At 55.0% G+C, this 18,969-nt stretch carries 17 protein-coding genes and 1 pseudogene; 7 read left to right on the top strand and 11 right to left on the bottom strand.

From position 1 onward, the window contains the following. Nucleotides 1-801: a PTS mannose/fructose/sorbose transporter subunit IIC gene (locus EBA31_RS15295; RefSeq protein WP_017893113.1), complete on the bottom strand. Its 801-nt coding sequence runs from the start codon at nt 799-801 to the stop codon at nt 1-3. 55 nt (nt 802-856) lie between these two features. Beyond that, nucleotides 857-1,828: a PTS mannose transporter subunit IIAB gene (manX, locus tag EBA31_RS15290; RefSeq protein WP_122079633.1), complete on the bottom strand. Its 972-nt coding sequence runs from the start codon at nt 1,826-1,828 to the stop codon at nt 857-859. 575 nt (nt 1,829-2,403) lie between these two features. Between manX and EBA31_RS15285 the strand changes: the two are divergent. Continuing rightward, nucleotides 2,404-3,947: pseudogene (locus EBA31_RS15285) on the top strand (TerC family protein). Between the two features lie 15 nt (nt 3,948-3,962). Here EBA31_RS15285 and EBA31_RS15280 read toward each other — a convergent pair. From EBA31_RS15280 to pabB, 4 genes are all read right to left on the bottom strand, one after another. Next, on the bottom strand, nt 3,963-5,579 hold the full coding sequence (locus tag EBA31_RS15280) for an EAL domain-containing protein (protein WP_020827298.1): 1,617 nt from the start codon (nt 5,577-5,579) through the stop codon (nt 3,963-3,965). 281 nt (nt 5,580-5,860) lie between these two features. After that, nucleotides 5,861-7,225 (bottom strand): L-serine ammonia-lyase, encoded by a 1,365-nt coding sequence (sdaA, locus tag EBA31_RS15275; RefSeq protein WP_041414647.1) that lies wholly within the window; start codon nt 7,223-7,225, stop codon nt 5,861-5,863. Between the two features lie 445 nt (nt 7,226-7,670). Beyond that, nucleotides 7,671-8,249, bottom strand: coding sequence for a CoA pyrophosphatase (locus tag EBA31_RS15270; protein WP_046373330.1), 579 nt, complete (start codon nt 8,247-8,249; stop codon nt 7,671-7,673). Next, nucleotides 8,246-9,619 (bottom strand): aminodeoxychorismate synthase component 1, encoded by a 1,374-nt coding sequence (pabB, locus tag EBA31_RS15265; protein ID WP_122079632.1) that lies wholly within the window; start codon nt 9,617-9,619, stop codon nt 8,246-8,248. The genes EBA31_RS15270 and pabB overlap by 4 nt, the downstream gene beginning before the upstream one ends. 500 nt (nt 9,620-10,119) lie before the next feature. Between pabB and EBA31_RS15260 the strand changes: the two genes are divergently transcribed. Both EBA31_RS15260 and EBA31_RS15255 read left to right on the top strand, forming a co-directional pair. Further along, a complete protein-coding gene (locus EBA31_RS15260; RefSeq protein ID WP_122079631.1) occupies nt 10,120-11,127 on the top strand; it encodes a glycosyltransferase in 1,008 nt (335 codons plus the stop codon). A gap of 63 nt (nt 11,128-11,190) precedes the next feature. Next, nucleotides 11,191-11,436 (top strand): YoaH family protein, encoded by a 246-nt coding sequence (locus EBA31_RS15255; protein ID WP_044551884.1) that lies wholly within the window; start codon nt 11,191-11,193, stop codon nt 11,434-11,436. Between the two features lie 33 nt (nt 11,437-11,469). Here the strand turns inward: EBA31_RS15255 and purT are convergent, their stop codons facing one another. Beyond that, nucleotides 11,470-12,648: a formate-dependent phosphoribosylglycinamide formyltransferase gene (purT, locus tag EBA31_RS15250; protein WP_122079630.1), complete on the bottom strand. Its 1,179-nt coding sequence runs from the start codon at nt 12,646-12,648 to the stop codon at nt 11,470-11,472. A gap of 241 nt (nt 12,649-12,889) precedes the next feature. Here purT and dbpA point away from each other — a divergent pair, with 241 nt between their 5' ends. From dbpA to yebF, 4 genes are all read left to right on the top strand, one after another. Next, nucleotides 12,890-14,272 (top strand): ATP-dependent RNA helicase DbpA, encoded by a 1,383-nt coding sequence (gene dbpA, locus EBA31_RS15240; protein WP_048760146.1) that lies wholly within the window; start codon nt 12,890-12,892, stop codon nt 14,270-14,272. Between the two features lie 88 nt (nt 14,273-14,360). Beyond that, complete coding sequence (locus EBA31_RS15235; RefSeq protein WP_115058644.1) at nt 14,361-14,684, top strand: YebG family protein; 324 nt, start codon at nt 14,361-14,363, stop codon at nt 14,682-14,684. Between the two features lie 39 nt (nt 14,685-14,723). Beyond that, the gene (gene yqfB, locus EBA31_RS15230) at nt 14,724-15,032 is read left to right on the top strand and encodes a N(4)-acetylcytidine aminohydrolase (RefSeq protein WP_020827289.1); all 309 of its coding nucleotides are present in this window, start codon (nt 14,724-14,726) and stop codon (nt 15,030-15,032) included. A gap of 70 nt (nt 15,033-15,102) precedes the next feature. Then, complete coding sequence (yebF, locus tag EBA31_RS15225) at nt 15,103-15,462, top strand: protein YebF (protein WP_044551875.1); 360 nt, start codon at nt 15,103-15,105, stop codon at nt 15,460-15,462. 82 nt (nt 15,463-15,544) lie between these two features. On the opposite strand, the gene EBA31_RS15220 is transcribed toward yebF, so the two are convergent. The 4 genes from EBA31_RS15220 to EBA31_RS15205 all read right to left on the bottom strand — a co-directional run bounded on the left by EBA31_RS15220 (nt 15,545) and on the right by EBA31_RS15205 (nt 18,956). After that, nucleotides 15,545-16,108: a lipoprotein gene (locus tag EBA31_RS15220; RefSeq protein WP_020827287.1), complete on the bottom strand. Its 564-nt coding sequence runs from the start codon at nt 16,106-16,108 to the stop codon at nt 15,545-15,547. Nucleotides 16,109-16,262: 154 nt separating this feature from the next. Next, nucleotides 16,263-17,903, bottom strand: coding sequence for an AarF/ABC1/UbiB kinase family protein (locus EBA31_RS15215; protein ID WP_122079628.1), 1,641 nt, complete (start codon nt 17,901-17,903; stop codon nt 16,263-16,265). A 27-nt stretch (nt 17,904-17,930) separates the two neighbouring features. After that, nucleotides 17,931-18,578 carry a glutaredoxin 2 gene (grxB, locus tag EBA31_RS15210; RefSeq protein WP_122079627.1) on the bottom strand — a complete coding sequence of 216 codons (648 nt, stop codon included), beginning with the start codon at nt 18,576-18,578 and terminating at the stop codon, nt 17,931-17,933. 129 nt (nt 18,579-18,707) lie between these two features. Next, the gene (locus EBA31_RS15205) at nt 18,708-18,956 is read right to left on the bottom strand and encodes a hypothetical protein (protein WP_020827284.1); all 249 of its coding nucleotides are present in this window, start codon (nt 18,954-18,956) and stop codon (nt 18,708-18,710) included. Between the last annotated feature and the right edge of the window lie 13 nt (nt 18,957-18,969).

The following is an 18,969-nucleotide window of genomic DNA, read 5'->3' as shown; positions in this document are numbered from 1 at the left end:
CTAGTCCAGTTCGTTATCGAGGTCGTTGGCGTTAGCCGGGCCGGCTTGCACAACTTGTGACTTGTTGTATTTCGGGCTGAGCTGGATATACAGCACGGCCATCACCACGCCGATAACGCCGAGCGCGACCAGGTTAAAGTTGGTGAAGGCGGCGGTAACGAAGCCGAGGTAGAAGAATGGCATCAGATAACCGGCACGCATCATGTTGATCACCATGGCGTAACCGACCACCACGATCATCCCGCCGGCGATGTTCAGGCCGCTGGTGACGACTTCCGGGATCGAGTTAAGCAGCGCGTGAACGCCAGAGGTGCCGACCGAGATAGCGACGATAACCGCTGGGATAGCGATACGCATCGCCTGCAACAGCAGGGCGGAAATATGCAACCAGGTGATGGCGCGTAAACTGCCGCGTTCTGCCGCGCTGTCCGCTGCGTGCTGGAAGGCGACGGTCAGGGTACGCACGATGATGGTCAGAACTTGTCCGGCTGCCGCCAGCGGGATGGCCAGGGCGATACCGGCACCGACGCTTTGTCCGCCGGCAATAACCAAAATGGTGGAAATGATGGACGCCAATGCTGCATCTGGCGCAACTGCCGCACCGATGTTCATCCAGCCCAGGGCGATCATCTCCAGCGTACCGCCGATGATGATACCGGTTTTCATGTCACCGAGGATAAAACCGATCAGGGTACAGGCGACCAGCGGACGGTGAAATTGAAACTCGTCGAGAACGGAACCCATCCCGGCGATACAGGCAACGATAAATATCAGTACAATCTGAAGAGTGGTAATCTCCATTGCACTTCTCCTATGACCAAAGATCTCTGAGTAAAATAATTACTGGCTGTCGCCATTAATTGAGTTTGTTAATCAGGTCCATCATTTTTAACCGGCTGTCGGACGAGACTTTACGCACTTCCAATTCAATACCGCGCTCGTTTAATTTCTTAAACGCTTCGATATCTTTTTCGTCAACCGACACGGCATTGTTCACCTGCGTTTTGCCCTGGCGGAACGCCATGCCACCGATATTCACCGACTTGATATCCACACCGGCTTCCACCAGGTGCCAGACGTCGGTCGGATTGGTAAACAGCAACATGACGCGATCGCCAGCGTATTTCGGGTTGTTCCACACGCGAATGGCTTTCGCTACGTCAACCACGTGTGCGGTGACGCCCGGCGGGGCAACCTGGGTCAGCAAGGTTTTGCGGACGTGGTCGGCGGCAACTTCGTCGCTGACCACGATAATGCGGCTGACGTCGGTTTCCTTGGTCCAGCGGGTCGCTACCTGGCCGTGGATCAGGCGGTCATCGATACGGGCCAGGCCGATTTTCATATGGTCATTGGGCCCCAGCGGCGCTTGTGGGGCAGCGGGTTTGGCGGCGGGAGAACTCTGCGGTGCCGCGGGCTTAACACTCTCTTCTGCCGGTTTTTTCAGCGCTTTCACGCCCTCACGGCCGGTCTCCAACGCCAGGGCGACCAATTCGTCGAAGCTGGGGTTGTCGTCTCGTGCCATGAAGGTTTCCACCAGCATGGGAATGTTAACCCCGGTGACGACCTCATAATTTTCTTTATCGACGGCGATGCGGCTGGCCGCATTGAACGGGCTGCCGCCCCAGGTATCGACCAGGAACAGGACGCCACCGCTGGTGTCGAGTCCGCTGATTTTCCCGTTGTATTTCTCGATTAACGTTTCGGCATTTTCTCCGGGGACGAAATCTATAAAAGCGACGTTGTCCTGTTCGCCCAATAGCATCTCCGTCGTTTTCAGCAATTGTTCCGCTGCGGTCCCGTGTGTGCCGATGATAATAGCTATTGCCACTCGCTACCTCCTCATTGAACTTCGTGCACGGATTGTGTCGGTCTTTAGTTCATTTGCTTCCTGGCAGTCACTTCCGCGGTTCAGATACATTATGGTAGAAATCTGGAAACCCGCTCTTAACATTTCTCGCGCAGTTTCAAATGCCTGTGCGCGTTGTTCCACGTTAGCGCCATTTATTTTAGTGAGTGAAAAAATAAATTTTGTGACGTTGCTCTGTTATTGAGCGCTCGGATAAGTCCTAACGCAGCGTTTGAGGAATTAAACAACAGAGCTGTTACAAGAGAATGCAGAAGGTAAAAAAGCTTCTTTGCCGGCTAAAAATTTCCTGCTAGAGTATTTCCTCTTTCATATTTAGGAGTGAAGGGCCTCAGCCCACCCTATGGACTGTCACCGAAGTTACTGTTTTTCAAGGTTCCACCCGCCACCTGCTGGCGTTGCAAACATCACACGGCCGCTCGGCCATTCCCCGGTACTACAATCCCGTTATCTTGCTGTTGTTGTCAGCGCTAATCCTGCGTCGGCATTCTCACGCCTGAGCACAGCTCGGCAATCCTGTCTTTTTTTCGGAGTCTGATATGGAATTTTTAATGGACCCCTCAATTTGGGCTGGGTTACTGACACTTGTCGTGTTGGAAATTGTACTGGGTATCGACAACCTGGTGTTTATCGCCATTTTGGCCGATAAGCTGCCGCCGAAGCAGCGTGATAAAGCGCGTATCCTCGGATTGTCGCTGGCGCTGTTTATGCGTCTGGGCCTGTTGTCGGTGATTTCCTGGATGGTTACGCTGACCACGCCGCTGTTTAGCGTCGCGGACTTCAGCTTCTCCGGCCGCGATCTGATCCTGCTGTTCGGTGGTGTTTTCCTGTTGTTCAAGGCCACCATGGAATTGCACGAACGGCTGGAAGGGCAGACGCATCAGGATGGTGCCAACCGCGGTTACGCCAAGTTCTGGGCGGTGGTGGTGCAAATTGTGATCCTTGACGCAGTGTTCTCGCTCGACGCGGTGATTACCGCCGTGGGGATGGTGAACGACCTGCCGGTGATGATGACCGCCGTGGTTATCGCTATGGTGGTGATGTTGGTGGCCTCCAAACCGCTGACTAACTTCGTGAATGCGCACCCGACTATTGTGGTGCTGTGTCTGAGCTTCCTGTTGATGATCGGCTTGAGCCTGATCGCCGAAGGCTTTGGCATGCATATTCCGAAAGGCTATCTGTACGCTGCGATTGGCTTCTCGATCCTGATTGAGCTGTTTAACCAAATCGCGCGCCGTAACTTTATCAAGCACCAGGCCCATCGCCCGATGCGTGAACGCACCGCCGAGGCGATTATGCGTCTGATGGGGCAACAGCGTGCGCAGCAGACGGATGAAGCGGCACCGTTGCCGGTGAATGAAACCTTCGCGGAAGAAGAGCGCTATATGATCAGCGGCGTGTTGACGCTGGCCTCGCGTTCACTGCGTAGCGTGATGACGCCGCGTACCGAAATTTCATGGGTGGATTGCGATCGTTCCCGTGAAGAGGTGCGCGAACAGCTGTTGGATACTCCACACAGCCTGTTCCCGGTTTGTCGTGACTCGTTGGATGAAATTATCGGCGTGGTGCGTGCCAAGGATCTGCTGGTGGCGGTAGAACGGGGCGAAGACATCGCCGAGTTTGCCGCGCGCACACCGCCGATCGTGGTGCCGGAAACCATGGACGTGATTAATCTGTTGGCAGTGCTGCGTCGCGCCAAGGGGCGACTGGTGGTGGTCACCAATGAGTTCGGCGTCGTGCAGGGGCTGGTGACGCCTTTGGACGTGCTGGAAGCCATTGCCGGTGAGTTCCCCGATGAGGATGAGACGCCGGATATCGTGGTGGAAGCCGACAGCTGGCTGGTAAAAGGCGGTGCCGATATGCACTCGCTGGAGCAGGCGCTAAACTGCGAAGATCTGGTCAGCCCGACGGCAGATTACGCCACCTTGGCTGGGTTCCTGCTGGCCCATTACGGCCAAATGCCGGTGGTGGGGACGTGGTGGAGCTTAACCGGCTGCGCTTCGAAGTCATTGAGGTGTCAGAGTACCGCATTGAGCTGGTGCGCATCACCAAAGTGGAGCCTCACGACGAGGAACATCAGTAACAGAAGCCGGAGGCATCATGCCTCCGGTTTTTTTTCCAGCCCTGCCTTTTGCTCTTCCCGCTGATTCCCCGTCCGTAACCGCGATTCGTACTGCTGTAGCCACAGCGGGAAAACATGGATTGGCATTGGCTTGGCAAAATAGAAGCCTTGCAGGGCATTCACGTCGTGCGAGCGCAAATATTCAACCTGTTCGGCGGTTTCTACCCCTTCAGCCACCAGTTTTAATTTCAGACGCTGTGCCAACGTAATAATGGTATCGGTGACCGTGGCGTTAATGGCATCGGTACCGATGGCGGCGGTAAAACCGCGATCGATCTTCAACACGTCCGGGCTGAGTTTTTTCAGGTAGCTGAGCGAGCTGTGCCCGGTGCCAAAGTCATCGATCGCCAGCATAATGCCCATCTCCTTCAGCGTTTTGATTTGCTCATACTGAATTTCTGACAGCGCGGTGCGTTCGGTCAGCTCCAGCATCAGCGACGGCATCGGTTCGGCAGGCAGCCACAGACGGCGAATGTCATCGATGATAGTCACCGCGTTGAAATGCTCCGCGGCGACGTTGATGCTGATATAAAACGACGGACGCGGCGGGAATAACTGCAGATTTTCCACTACGGTGCTTATCAGGTAGCGGGTCAGGGGAATGATTAACCCATGCTGTTCCGCCAACGGGATGAACACGTCGGGGGAGATCCAGCCCTGGCGTTTGTTTTTCCAGCGCAGCAGGGTTTCAACCCCAACGCAGCGACCGGTTTCAGCGTTGATGATCGGCTGACAGTAAACGCGGAATTCGCGATGAGAAATGGCATGTCCTATATGGTACGAAAGGCTCATGCGATTCGCGGTGAGCAGGTACACCACGTAGGCTGCCAGCAGGCTGATCAACAACGACAGCGGAACATGGCGCGGCAGTGCCGCAAGCGCCAGCATGCCGGCCTGAGGACCGAACAGCGAGACAGAGAAAGGGTATTGCGTAGATTTCGCGGTATAGCGCAAATCGGTTGTCAGGCTATCGCTGCGCAGGATCTCGCGGCGACCGTATTCCAAACTGTAATCTCCGACGTTCAGCACCACCCGCTGCGCATAGGGTTCCTGAGGCTCGAGCAGAAAGTTTGCCAGCAGTTCAATATTAAAGACGTGCAAGACGCCGTTACGGCGATCATTATCCGCCTCTGGCGTCCACATGATCAGGGTGGGGACGCCTTTGGCGACCGACAGCGAAGGGCGCAGCGCCAGCTTCGCGCCATCGTTTGCTATTGCGGGCAAAATAGCGCTGAAAACATACTTGCGGGAACCAAACAGGCTGGAACAGTAAATAACACCATCCTTGACCAGCAGCATTGCCCGAAGCGCCTGGTTTTGCGCGGCGCGAAAGCGCAGCGTTGGCATGACGGTTTCACAAGTGGAGGTCAGCAGGGGCATGGAGCGTTTGGCCTGTTGCTCAGCCGGCAGCAGCAGATTGTTGATCTTGGCGACGGTGCGATTGGCAAGCACCTGTCGATTGTGTTCGATGGTGCCGATTTCCTGATAATAACGGGTGTAAAGCGACAACAGCAGAATAGCCAACCCGACCGCCCCGGCTAGCAGCCAACGGTAATAGCGGTATTTGGTCACGGTAAGTTGGGTCATCAACATCGCTAAATCCTTGTTCGGTAAGCCAGCCCAGAATCACCGTCAGGCCAAACAGTCCAAAATGATACTCGGCTAATTCTAGCCTGTCGTTATACAAGAGTGATGGTAACCCAGTAAATTATTTAAATTTGGCGAAACAGAGGGGGAAATTGTGGGTTAACCGCAGGATCGATGTGACGTTGCCGACATATTTTACTGTGACATTGTCACTTAATTGGCGTTAGCGATTTGATTATCAACAAATTCTGGCAAGAAAAACCCCGCCATAAAGGCGGGGTTTGGGGTTAATCGCACTGCACTTTTATTGCCAGACCGCCACGCGAGGTTTCTCGGTATTTAGCGTTCATGTCTTTACCGGTTTCATACATGGTCTCGATCACCTTATCCAGTGACACGCGAGGCTCACTGGTACGGCGCAGCGCCATGCGCGCCGAGTTGATCGCCTTCACCGAAGCAATGGCATTACGCTCGATGCAAGGCACCTGAACCTGACCGGCAACCGGGTCACAGGTCAACCCCAGGTTGTGCTCCATGCCGATTTCCGCCGCGATGCAAACCTGTTCCGGGCTGCCGCCCAGCAGTTCGGCCAAACCGGCCGCTGCCATGGAACAGGCCACGCCGACTTCGCCCTGGCAGCCCACTTCGGCGCCAGAGATAGACGCGTTCATTTTGTACAGAGCACCGACCGCGCCCGCTGCCATAAAGTAACGGATGTAAATATCCGGGCTGACGGATTCGATAAAGTGGTCATAGTAAGCCAGCACGGCCGGTACGATGCCGCAGGCGCCGTTGGTTGGAGCGGTGACCACGCGGCCACCGGCGGCGTTCTCTTCGTTGACCGCCAGCGCGAACATATTGACCCAGTCAATGACGTTCATCGGATCGCTGGACAATTTGTCGGAAGAGACCAGCAGGCGACGTAATGCGGAAGCACGACGCGGTACGCGCAGCGGACCAGGCAGCACGCCTTCGGTGTTAAGGCCACGGTCGATACAGGCGCGCATGGTCTGCCAGATATTGCCGAAGTAGGTTTCGATCTCCTGCTTGCTGTGCAGTGCCAGTTCGTTCTGCATCACCATGCCGGACAGCGACAGTCCGGTTTCACGGCAATGCTCCAGCATTTCACGCGCAAAATTGAACGGGTAAGGAACGCTCAATTCATGCGCATCGGTTTTGCCGAAATTCTCTTCATCGACGATAAAACCACCGCCGATAGAATAGTAAGTCTTGCTGTAAACTTGTTTATCCCCGGCGAAGGCGTGGATTTGCATGCCGTTCTCATGCAGCGGCAGGTTATCGCTGCGGAACACCATGCCGCCGTCACGCGGGAAATCTACCTCATGCAGGCCGCTGGCCAGCATCAGTCTTTGACGTTGTTCTACATCGCGAATAAAACCCGGGATGCTATCGATATCAACGGTATCCGGCATGTTGCCTGCCAGGCCGAGGATGATAGCGATATCGGTATGGTGACCTTTACCGGTCAATGAGAGTGAGCCGTAAACGTCTACGGCAACACGCGTGATAGAAGGCATCAGGCCTTTATTTACCAGATCGTCGACAAACTGTTTGCCGGCTTTCATCGGTCCAACCGTATGAGAGCTGGACGGGCCGATGCCGATCTTAAACATGTCGAAAACGCTAATCACGCTAAAACTCCTTAGAGGCATATTGTTATGGCTGCTTCGGTTAAAAACCGTGCAGGGAACAGCGATATTGTAAAAGGGCCGTACGGGTTCGGTTGCCTTTTTCGCATGAAATAAAATAATCCTTGGTGTCAGTCCTGTTTATGATTGCCGCAGGCGCTCGGCCAGTCGTAGAACAGCCGCCACCTAAACTCGGTTAATGGCAATCGCGCCAGCTTCCACTGCTGAACGCGGCCGGCTTAAACCCTGCTGAAATAGTGGTTTATTCCGGACGGCGGTATTTTACAGGTATTTCGTAAGGTTGAAGAGAGGGTTTACAGTTTTTTTAAAACTCTGATAGCCAGAACGGTAGTTGAAAAAGCAAACAAATGAAGTGATGCCGATCGCTTTACCCGTGCCGCTGGTGCAGGTAACCGTTTGGCTTGTGATCGGCGTCACGGAATTGGGGCTAAATGCTGACCTGTTGCGCCAGGCGGCGAATGATAGCCGCGGTCAATCCCCAGACAAATTGACTCTGATACCAGGAGAGATAAATACGGTGTGAATGACCGGCGCGCTGAATATCCAGCGGGTAATAGCGCGACAGCGTCAGCGCTTCATGCAGCGGCATTTCGAAAACGTCGGCCACTTCATCTTCATTAGCGCTAAATTGCACGTCGGGAGAAATCAGCCCGACAACCGGAGTGACCTGGAAACCGGTGCTGCTGTCGAGCGGGGCCAGTTGGCCAAGGATGGTCACCGCCTGGGGCGGGATTGCCACTTCCTCCTGGGCCTCACGCAGGGCGGTAATAATCGCCGAACCGTCTTCGGCATCGGTTTTACCGCCGGGAAATGCCACCTGGCCCGGATGTTTTCGTAGTGAGTCGGCACGGCGGGTGAGCAGCAGCGTGGGCTCGGGCCGGCAGATAATGGGTATCAGCACCGCCGCAGGGCGAACGTTATGCGAAATCTGTGACGCCTGCGGCAATTGCAGCTGGAAGCGGCTGATAAACGCCGCCAGCGAAGTCGGATAAGTCGGTTGGCTCACGAAGCGATAAACTCCCCCAGTTGCGGTAGGATGCGGCCGACTTTATCGAAAGTTTCCTGATATTCCGCCTGTTCCTGGCTGTCGGCTACGATGCCGCCACCGGCCGAACAGTAAATGCGGCCGCTTTCGGTGAACAAAGTGCGGATGGTGATGTTGGTGTCCATGGTGCCACAGGCGCTGATATAGCCGATACTGCCGCAGTAGGCATTACGCCGCTGTGGCTCCAGCTCTTCGATAATTTCCATCGCTCGTACCTTGGGTGCGCCGGTAATAGATCCGCCCGGGAAGCAGGCGCGCAGCAGCTCAGTTGCTGGCGTGCGTTCGGGCAGGAGGGCGGTAATGGTGCTGACCAGATGATGTACCGCCGGGAAAGGCTCCACCACGAACAGTTCGGGAACTTTGACGCTGCCCGGTTCGGCGACGCGGCCGATATCGTTGCGAAGCAGATCGACAATCATCAGGTTTTCCGCGCGATCTTTGGCGGAATCCGCCAACCGTTGCGCCTGCTGCGCATCTTGCTCGGCATCGGCCAGCCGCGGCAGCGTGCCCTTGATAGGGCGGGTTTGGATCTGCTGGTTCTCCAGCCACAAAAAACGCTCGGGCGAAACGCTCAGTACGGCGTTGTCCGGCAGACGTAAAAAGGCAGAGAAGGGGGCTCGATTGCTGGCGCTCAGTTGCTGAAAGGCTTGCCATTCATCGCCCTGATAATCTGCGGAAAAGCGTTGAGCCAGATTGATTTGGTAGCAATCGCCGCTGCGCAAATACTGCTGGATACGTTGGAATTTTTCACCATATTGCTGCCGTGTCATGTTGGCTTGCCAGCGGCTGGTCAAGGTGAAGTCTTGCTGAGGTTCAGATTGCTGGCTGCATAACCACTGCCAACGTTGTTCAGTATCGCCATAGCTGAGCAGCGTTAGCGTCTTCTTATGGTGATCGGCAATCAGCGCCCAGTCGTAAATGCCAACAGCCATGTCCGGCAGCGCGATATCCGCCTGTGCCATTTGCGGCAGTTTTTCCACTCTGCGGCCCAGATCGTAACCGAATAGCCCCAGAGCGCCGCCCTGGAATGGCAAGTCGGTATTTGCTGCCGGATGTTGGTTTTGTTGTTCCAACTGCTGTTGCAGCAACTGGAAAGGATCTTCCTGTGATTGCTGCTCCTCCATCCCGCGGCAGATTTCTGTGATTTGCCCTCGGGTAGTCAGAGTGACCTTGGGGGCCGCGACCAAAATATCGAAACGATTATGCGAATGTTCGGCAAAGCCGGAATGCAGCAACATGGCCCAGGGGTGTTGAGCAAGGGGAGCAAACAGCTCCAGCAGGGTGGTGGGGGTGTAGGGCAAAGATTTTAGATTGGGTGCGGTTGCGCTCATGGGCCTCAATAAACCTGACTGACGGGGCGGCTGTTTATGATGGCTATTCTGCCATATTCGGCCGATAGGCGCATGTCCTGGCATGTGTGGACAAAGCACACTTCACATAAACAATGAATCAACAAATTTGCAAATGAAGCATTTTTTGCGACTTCAACTATAATCCAATATGTTAAAAACTGCGTTATCAATTAATGACTCGGATATATCTTATCCATTGGAATCGGGTTTTATAAATTAAATCCTAGTAATTAGTTTTATTGCGTTATTACTTTTGATTGAGATCACAAAAATATCAGGCGAACTTATGATATTGCCTGATAATACCGGTTCCCGGACGATAAATACCCAAAAAGAGCACGTTTCGTATAAAACTATAAACAGTAACAAGACGCATTTAGACCCGTTTTATCGCCGGGCACTGCGTTCTAATTTAATTGCACCCTGATATTTTTAAAAAATAGAGATATTCATTCGTTACTTTTTGCGAAGAGCTGCCTATGCCCATAATGCTGAGTGTCATCGTCCCGTTACATAACGTGGGTGAACTGTTTGAGCCGTTTTTGGCCTCGCTGTTAGCCCAACAGGAGCGGCGCCTGGAGGTGATCATCGTCAACGACGGATCCACCGATGGCTCTGGTGATATCGCCCACCGCTATGCCCAACGGCATCCTCATATTACCGTTATTGACCAGTTCAATGCGGGCGTATCCTGTGCGCGCAATGCCGGGTTGGCTGTAGCACGCGGAAAATATGTGGCATTTCCCGACGCGGATGATTTACTGGCGCCGGAAATGTATGCAACCCTGATTGAAATGGCTGAAGAAAATCAATTGGATGTCATGCAGTGCAACGGTGAACGTTATTTCACCGACCAAGATGAACTGCAACCGATTATTCCGCAAAACCGCTTGGGCGACACCGGCGTTATTAGCGGAGTGAAATGGTTGGAACGCGCGCTCAAATCGAGAAAATTTATTCATGTGGTCTGGCTGGCGGTATATCGCCTTGATTTTATTAAACAGCATCGGTTGTATTTTGAACCGGGTTTGCACCACCAGGATATTCCCTGGACCACCGAGGTGATGTTTAATGCGCAGCGGGTGAAATATCTCAGTAAAACGTTGTATCGCCAGCGAGTGCACGATAAATCGATCAGCAACCGTCGCCGGACAGGCCAGGCCAACGTTGAATATCAACGCCATTATATGAAAATAGTGGAGATGCTGGTGGCGTTGAACCAGCGCTATGCACGGAAAATCAGTATCCGTCCTGCTTTTCACTGGCAGATCACCCGTGAAGCCTTGGGGATCTGTCACAGCATTCGTCGTGAACCTGAACTGGCTGCCCAGTGCCGGATCACCGATGAGTTCTACCAGCGCGGTATCGATCGCGCAATGTCCACCAACGCGCGCGGCCTTAAGCAGGGCTGGCACGTCATGCTCTGGTTGCATCGCCTGAAACAGTGGCGACACGGTGATCATTGCTCACAACCGGCCGCTGAATAACAGGCGTTGGGATCCGCCGGTTTAAGGGGTATACTCGCCCTCCATTTTACCGGAGAGAAACACATGCTTGCAGGTATGCCGTCGTTAAGCCATCTAGAGCAGCAGGAAGCTGCGGATCGTATCCATCAGTTGATGGAACAAGGCATGAGCAGTGGTGAAGCCATCGCGCGCGTCGCGCAGGAAATCCGCGAAAAACATCAGGGTGACCAGGTTAGCGTGATGTTCGATGACGAAGATGACGATGAAGAGTATCAGGAACGCCCGGAAGACCAGGGTGATGATGACTCGGAAGAAGACGAAAACTATTGATGTTGCAGGGGCCGGCAAGCCGGCCCCAAAGCCTTAACCTTCAATGACCACCGCAGCAGCAGCCTGCTTGGCCGACTCTACCGCCAACTCGATATTTTCAGCTGTCGCCAACGCGACGCCCATCCGACGTTGACCTTCAATTTCCGGCTTGCCGAACAAACGCAGCTGATTGTGGCCGGTCAGTGCACGATCCAGCCCGCTGAAACGCAGGTCGCTACTGGTAAGCTGTGGCAGGATCACCGCCGAGGCAGAAGGGCCGAACTGACGGATTGCGCCAATCGGCAGACCGAGGAAAGCACGCACGTGCAGTGCAAATTCAGACAGGTCTTGTGAAATCAGGGTCACCATGCCGGTATCGTGTGGGCGAGGTGAAACCTCGCTGAAAATCACTTCGTCGCCACAGACAAACAGCTCGACGCCGAACAGGCCAAATCCACCCAGTGCCTTCACCACGTTTTCCGCAATTGCCTGCGCGCGGCTGAGCGCCAGTTCGCTCATCTGCTGCGGCTGCCAGGACTCACGGTAATCCCCGTCTTCCTGACGGTGTCCGATCGGTGCGCAGAAATGTACGCCATCGACGGCGCTGATGGTCAGCAGAGTGATTTCAAAATCGAACTTCACCAGGCCTTCGACAATCACCCGTCCTCCGCCGGCACGGCCACCCTGTTGGGCGTGATCCCAGGCGGTTTTCAACTGTTCTGGGCTGCGGATCAGGCTTTGGCCCTTGCCGGAAGAGCTCATGACAGGTTTGATGATGCATGGGTAGCCGATTTCGTCGACGGCCTGACGGAAGGCTTCTTCACCGTCGGCAAAACGGTAGCTGGAGGTCGGCAGGCCGAGCGTTTCTGCCGCCAGGCGACGGATGCCTTCGCGGTTCATGGTCAGGCGCGTCGCTTCTGCGCACGGCACCACACGGTGCCCTTGCTGCTCCAGTTCAACCAGCATGCCGGTGGCAATAGCTTCGATCTCCGGCACGATGTAATCAGGACGTTCCTGTTCAATCACGGCTTTCAGCGCGTTGCCGTCCAGCATGTTAATAACGTGGCTGCGATGGGCCACGTGCATGGCCGGGGCATTGGCGTAACGATCTACGGCAATCACTTCCAGCCCCAAACGCTGGCATTCGATGGCAACTTCTTTTCCCAGCTCGCCGGAGCCGAGCAGCATAACGCGGGTGGCGGAGGGGCGCAGGGCGGTTCCAATAGTTAACATAGTCTCGTACCTGGATCTGTGGAGAGTAATGCGGTCTGATTATGGGCGAGCAGTATATACGAAAACGTTTGCGTGTGCAGCCGGTGGCACACGCGTTGTCGGTTTCTGGGGTAAAACCCCGGCTGGCGGCTTTTTTTATGCGTGAAATCCGTAATCCTGACTATCTCTGTTATCATCTGCGGTTGATTCGGTGCTGCCGTGGGCGCGCCGCCATTCCATTTGCCATATAAGAGTTATCGCCGTGAGCACAGTTTCTTTTTCTTCCCTGCCGCTGCCAGCCGAACAGTTGGCCAACCTCAACGAACTGGGGTATGCCGAAATGACGCCGGTGCAGGCTGCCGCATTGCCCGCCATCCTGAAAGGGCAGGACGTACGTGCCAAAGCAAAAACCGGCAGCGGTAAAACGGCGGCGTTCGGCATTGGCCTGCTGGACAAAATCAACGTTTCCCAAGTGGCCGCTCAGGCACTGATCCTGTGCCCGACGCGTGAGCTGGCGGACCAGGTGAGCAAAGAATTGCGTCGTCTGGCGCGCTTCACTCAGAACATCAAAATTCTGACCCTGTGCGGGGGCCAACCGATGGGGCCGCAGCTCGATTCGCTGGTGCACGCGCCGCATATCGTGGTGGGCACGCCGGGGCGTATTCAGGAACACCTGCGCAAGAAAACGCTGGTGCTGGATGAACTGAAGGTGCTGGTGCTGGACGAAGCCGACCGCATGCTGGACATGGGCTTTGCCGACGATATCGACGATGTGATCAGCTACACGCCGCCGCAACGTCAGACGCTGCTGTTCTCTGCAACCTATCCGAGCGGGATCGAACGCATCAGCGCTCGCGTGCAGCGCGAGCCGCTGAATGTGGAAGTGGACGACGGTGAAGAGCAAACCACCATCGAACAACGTTTCTACGAAACGACCCGCGATCAACGCCCGGCGGTATTGGTGTCGGCGATTCGTCATTACCAACCTTCTTCTTGCGTGGTGTTCTGCAACACCAAACGCGATTGCCAGAGCGTGTACGAAGCGCTGGAAGCGCGAGGCATTAATGTCCTGGCGCTGCATGGCGATCTGGAACAGCGCGATCGCGATCAGGTGCTGGTGCGTTTTGCCAACCGCAGCTGCCGTGTGCTGGTAGCAACTGACGTTGCTGCGCGCGGCCTGGATATTAAAGAGCTGGAGTTGGTGGTCAACTACGAGCTGGCGTTCGATCCGGAAGTGCACGTGCACCGCATCGGCCGTACCGGCCGTGCCGGCTTGAGCGGCCTGGCGATCAGCCTGTGTACGCCACAGGAAATGACGCGCGCGCATGCGATTGAAGAGTATCTGCAGATCAGAGTTAACTGGGCCCCGGTGTCCGAGTTAAGCGGTGCGGGAAACACCACGCTGGAAGCCGAAATGGTCACCCTGTGCATCGACGGCGGGCGTAAAGCCAAGATCCGTCCTGGCGATATTCTCGGCGCACTGACCGGCGAGGCCGGGTTGACGGCGGCGGAAGTGGGTAAAATCGACATGTTCCCGGTGCATGCCTACGTGGCGATCCGCAAGGCCAGCGCGCGTAAGGCGCTGCAGCAGCTGCAGCAAGGCAAAATCAAGGGTAAGAACTGCAAGGTGCGGTTGTTGAAATAAGTCGCGTCAGGGGTGCGCTTGCATCCCTGCGTATAATCACCTTATACTGGTTATAAATACAGTATTCTAACCTTTGAGGAATGCACACATGGCGGTTGAAGTTAAATATGTGGTGGTGAGAAACGGTGAGGAAAAGATGACTTTCGCGACCAAGAAAGAAGCCGACGCTTACGACAAAATGCTGGATCTGGCCGACAGCCTGGGTGAGTGGCTGCAGCAGGCTCCGCTTGAGCTGGATGACGAACAGCGAGAAGGCCTGAGCTTCTTCCTGGCGGAAAACAAAGATGCGCTGGGGCAGATTTTGCGCGGCGCGACGCCGACTGAAACACCGAAGAAAGCTGCCAAAGTGAAAACGGAAAAACCTGCTGCTACCCCAAAAGAGGGATCTGCGTCAGAAAAGCAGGCAGCATAATGACTTATGTTGCGGTAATGTGATGAAAAAGGATCTAGAATGAGCCGTGAAATAACTTTCTTCACTCGTTTTGAGCAAGACATTTTGGCCGGGCGCAAGACCATTACCATTCGGGACGCCAGTGAGTCTCACTTTCAACCCGGTGAGGTTTTACGCGTTAGCCGCAATGAAGACGGTGTTTTCTTCTGCATGATTGAAGTGCTGTCGGTTACGCCGGTGCGTTTGGATGCGTTAACCGAGCAGCACGCCCAGCAAGAAAACATGTCGCTCAGCGAACTGAAGCAGGTGATCAAGGAAATCTATCCGGGGCTCGATGAGCTGTTCGTCATCACCTTCGCCAAACGCTGATCTTTTGCCAGACCAGTTGTGAGCCAAGGGCTGGCGCCCGCGGGTAGCGTAAATCACAACTGGAGGGAATATGAAAGCAACGGGACTGAGTTTGGCCGTAGCGCTGTTGGCCACGGTAGGTTTTACCACCACGGTGCAGGCGCAGGAACAACGCAGCGCGAAGGTGGCACAATGCGCGGGTCTGCAACCGGCAGACGTCGCCGCTCAGGTGAAACGCGATTACCTGCAGAACCGCATTACGCGCTGGGAGTCGGATAAAAAGCTGCTGGGTACCGCTACCCCGATAGCCTGGATCAGTCCGGAGGCGATTACCGGCAAGGACGCGGTATGGCAGGTGCCGTTAACGGTACGGGGCACCAAAATGGATAAAACCTACAATGTCACCCTCGACTGCAACGCCGGTAAAATCACCTACAGCGAACCGCAATAATCTCACCGTTTTCCGGCGTATTAACGTCTGAAAAATATCAAGCCCGCGTTAACAGCGGGCTTTTTGTTTTTTAGTGTCAGCGTCAGTCGGTAAATGGAATAACCAGTTCACCCGGCTTCACTTCCAACCCTTTAGCCAGTTTCTTGGCCATGGCTTCTGTTTTACTGTTATCCGGGTTCAGCACATAGGCCGGCTTTTGATCGAAATAGGATTTCAGCGATTGATTCAGATAAGGGGTCAGGGCCTTCATCACCGTCTGCATTTTCTCCGGCTGCACGCTGTAGTCGGTTAACTCCATGTCTTTGAGGAACACCGCGCCTTGCTCGCGGTCATACACCGGCTGTGCCTTCAGCGTCAGCTTCAGGTCCGCGGTCTGCGGGCCCAGAATGGAAGTGATATTCACTTTCGCATCGCCGGAAAGGGTAACCTTGCCCGGTTCGCTGCGCCCAATTTGGCTCTTTAGCTGAGTCAGCACGATATTGGCGTCCAACAGCCCTGGCACGCCGATCTGCTTCTGGTAATCGTTGTGCTTTTGCAGGTAATCATTCACTTCCTGCTCGCTGAGCGTGTACTGGGTCAGCTGATTGCAGCCGACCAATGCGCCGGCGAACAGCAGGGCGGCTGCGCCCATCAGGATCTTTTTCATGTGTGCCTCATAGCTACTGCCAACGAAAATGCTGCAGATTATTGATTTGTCATTATAAACGCTCGCTGTCTGCGAAGGAAACCGTTGATGTCAGCGAGCAGGGTGATAGTGCGCGTGAAATGCCTGGCTACCTATCGGATAACGCTGAAACTGTTCAGCGCCGCAGACGCAGTACCAGCAGCAAGACACCACCCAGGCAGGCCAACGCGCCCAGCGCCGGAAACAGTGGAATACCCCACAACCGCAGGGAAGAGTGCATCAGATAGGGCGCCAGGCCCAACGCGAAAGCGGCGGTGACAATAGCAATGGCCAGCGTGATGGCGGCTCGCTCCAGTGCCTTGCTCAATTGATCAATATTCTTGACGTTGATATCGGCGCTGATTTTCCCGCCTTTGAGACGGCGCATCAGCAGCCGCAAGGTTTGCGGCAACTCTTCACTGGCGTCCAATGCCTCCCCGCCCAATGCCAGCATACGCCGACGCACCGCCTCCGGGGTATAACGCTGCAGCATCACCTGTTGCAGCATAGGTTTCAGGGTGGCGATGATATCGAAATGGGGATCCAGCCGATGCAGCACGCCGTCGGCCGTGATTAATGCCTTGAACAGCAACACCAGGTCTGGCGGCAGTGCCAACTGATGCTCACGCACCATCACCAACAAATCGGTCAGCGCCTTGCCCAGCGTGAGAGTGGCAGAGGCCTGTTTATCGAGAAAGTTTTGCGCCGCCAACTCCAGATCCAGCAGATCCAAAGGATCGCTGTCCGACCAGGCGATCAAAGTGTTGACGATGCCAGCGGATTCTCGTTCGGCGATGGCCTGCAGCAATAGCAGCAATTGATTACGTCGCCGTTCGGAAAGCTGCCCGACCATACCGAAATCGATAAAGCCGACGCGATTATCCGCTAACGCCATTACGTTACCCGGATGCGGATCGGCATGATAAAGACGGTGCTCCAGCACCATTTTCATAAAGGCCTGTGCGCCGCGCTGAGCGAGTAATGGGCCATCTAATCCTGCCGTCGCCAGTTGCTGCGGATTTTCCGGTGCGATACCCGGTAGAAATTCCTGCACCAGCAGGCGCTGAGACGACCATTGCCAGTAAATCTTCGGAATCACCACGTTGGGCTGCTGGGCAAACTGTTGGGCGACCCGTTCACAGTTGTTACCCTCGTGAGTCAGGTCCAGTTCATGCGTCAGCGCGGTTGCCAGGGCTCTGACCATCTGCCGCGGACGATAACGGGCCAGCGCCGGGCTCTGTTGCTCCACGGTTTCCGCCAGATAGGTCAGCAGGCGCAAGTCGGCTTGAATGGTTTTTGCCAGGCCGGGACGTAACACCTTAATCACCACCGCTTCGCCGCTGTGCAGGCGGGCGCGGTAAATTTGCGCCATCGAGGCAGCGGCCAGCGGGGTTTCGTCAAATTCGGCGAACAGGCTGTGCGGGTCACCCTTCAAGTCTGCCCGGATCTGTGGTGCCAGTTGCTCCCACGAAAGGGTGCTTGCCTGACTGTGCAGACGGTCAAGTTCGTCGGTCCAGCTTGCGTCCAACAGATCTGAACGGGTAGCCAGGATCTGGCCGAACTTAACAAAGGTCGGCCCCAAGGCTTCCAGCGCCGCACGCAGGCGCTGCGGCAATGTTTGACCGTCTTGCCTTTCACTGCTGCCTTCAGCACCGCTTAACAGATTGCTCAGACCCAGCAGACGAATCACATCCTGCAATCCATAACGGATCAGCACGGTGGAGATTTCTTTCAGCCGTGCCCGATCGCGGGCAGTGACCAGCACCATTTTCAACATTTGCGCGCTATATCCTTATCGCGGGGGTTACTGTTCCATATCGAACAGCAGTGGGACGTCACTGCGTTGCGCCATACGGTTGCGATAAGCTTCTACGTTTTCCGGCAGCGTAAGCCCGGCGACGATCGACAGCGAACGCAGCAGGGGGAACAGGTGGATATCATCTTCCGACAGCGTGCCATTCACCGCGTCTGCGGAGACCACCAGGCCGGAAAGTGTTTGCAAGTCGTCCTCCAGTTGGGCAATCAGATCGGCACTGTCGGCAAGGTGCTCGGAAAAATCCCCGATCGAGGCCTGCTTTTTGTCGCTAAAGTACTGGCGTGCACTGTCAGTGGCGAACTCTTCGAAGTCGGCATTGGCAAAGCGCGGCAGCAGTAGATTGATGCTATAACCACTGACCCGTTGCAGCCAGTCGGCGATCGCCGGGTTGGTTTTACCGGTCAGCAGCGGCTTGCCGTCGAGGTTATCAACGTAATGCACGATATCCATGCTTTCAGGAAGATAGCTGCCGTCATCCTTTTGTAAAATCGGCGCCATTTTTTTGCCAATCATGCCGACAGGCGTCGCTTCATCGTCGTTGAGCAGGGTGACCAAGCGGACGGGCAGGTTTTTCAGGCCGAAAATCATGCGGGCTTTAACGCAGAATGGGCAATGATCGTAGATAAACAGTTTCATGCTTGCTCCGGTTGTCAGGTTTTAACAGCAATAGTTATCACAGCATACTGAGGCTGTCGCGAAAAGTTCTTGCTGGAAGGTGCGTAATTGTTGTTTGGCCCGTACAGACTGCGCGGGCCAAGGCAGAGATTATTTTTTTGTCGGAACGGAATTAATCACTTCTATCAAATGCATGCGTGCTTCTTCCAAATCGATTTTATCACGCTCGTTGCTGGCGTTGACTATCTGCAGCTGTTTGATGATGTCGCTCTTTAAAGTGGCATTGTCAGCGATGACGTGGGCCAGCGCTTTTTCTACCAATGTTGACCGCGCGTAGATCATGCGCAGGTTCAGTACCATGTGTTCCAACAGCTGCGGTAATTTGTCTTCTTCACTCATCGCCAACTTCTCC

This window comes from Serratia sp. P2ACOL2 (assembly GCF_003691565.1).
Lineage (GTDB): Bacteria > Pseudomonadota > Gammaproteobacteria > Enterobacterales > Enterobacteriaceae > Serratia > Serratia liquefaciens.
Note: the sequence above shows the minus strand (reverse complement) of the source record. Positions and strands in the feature narration are given on the sequence as shown.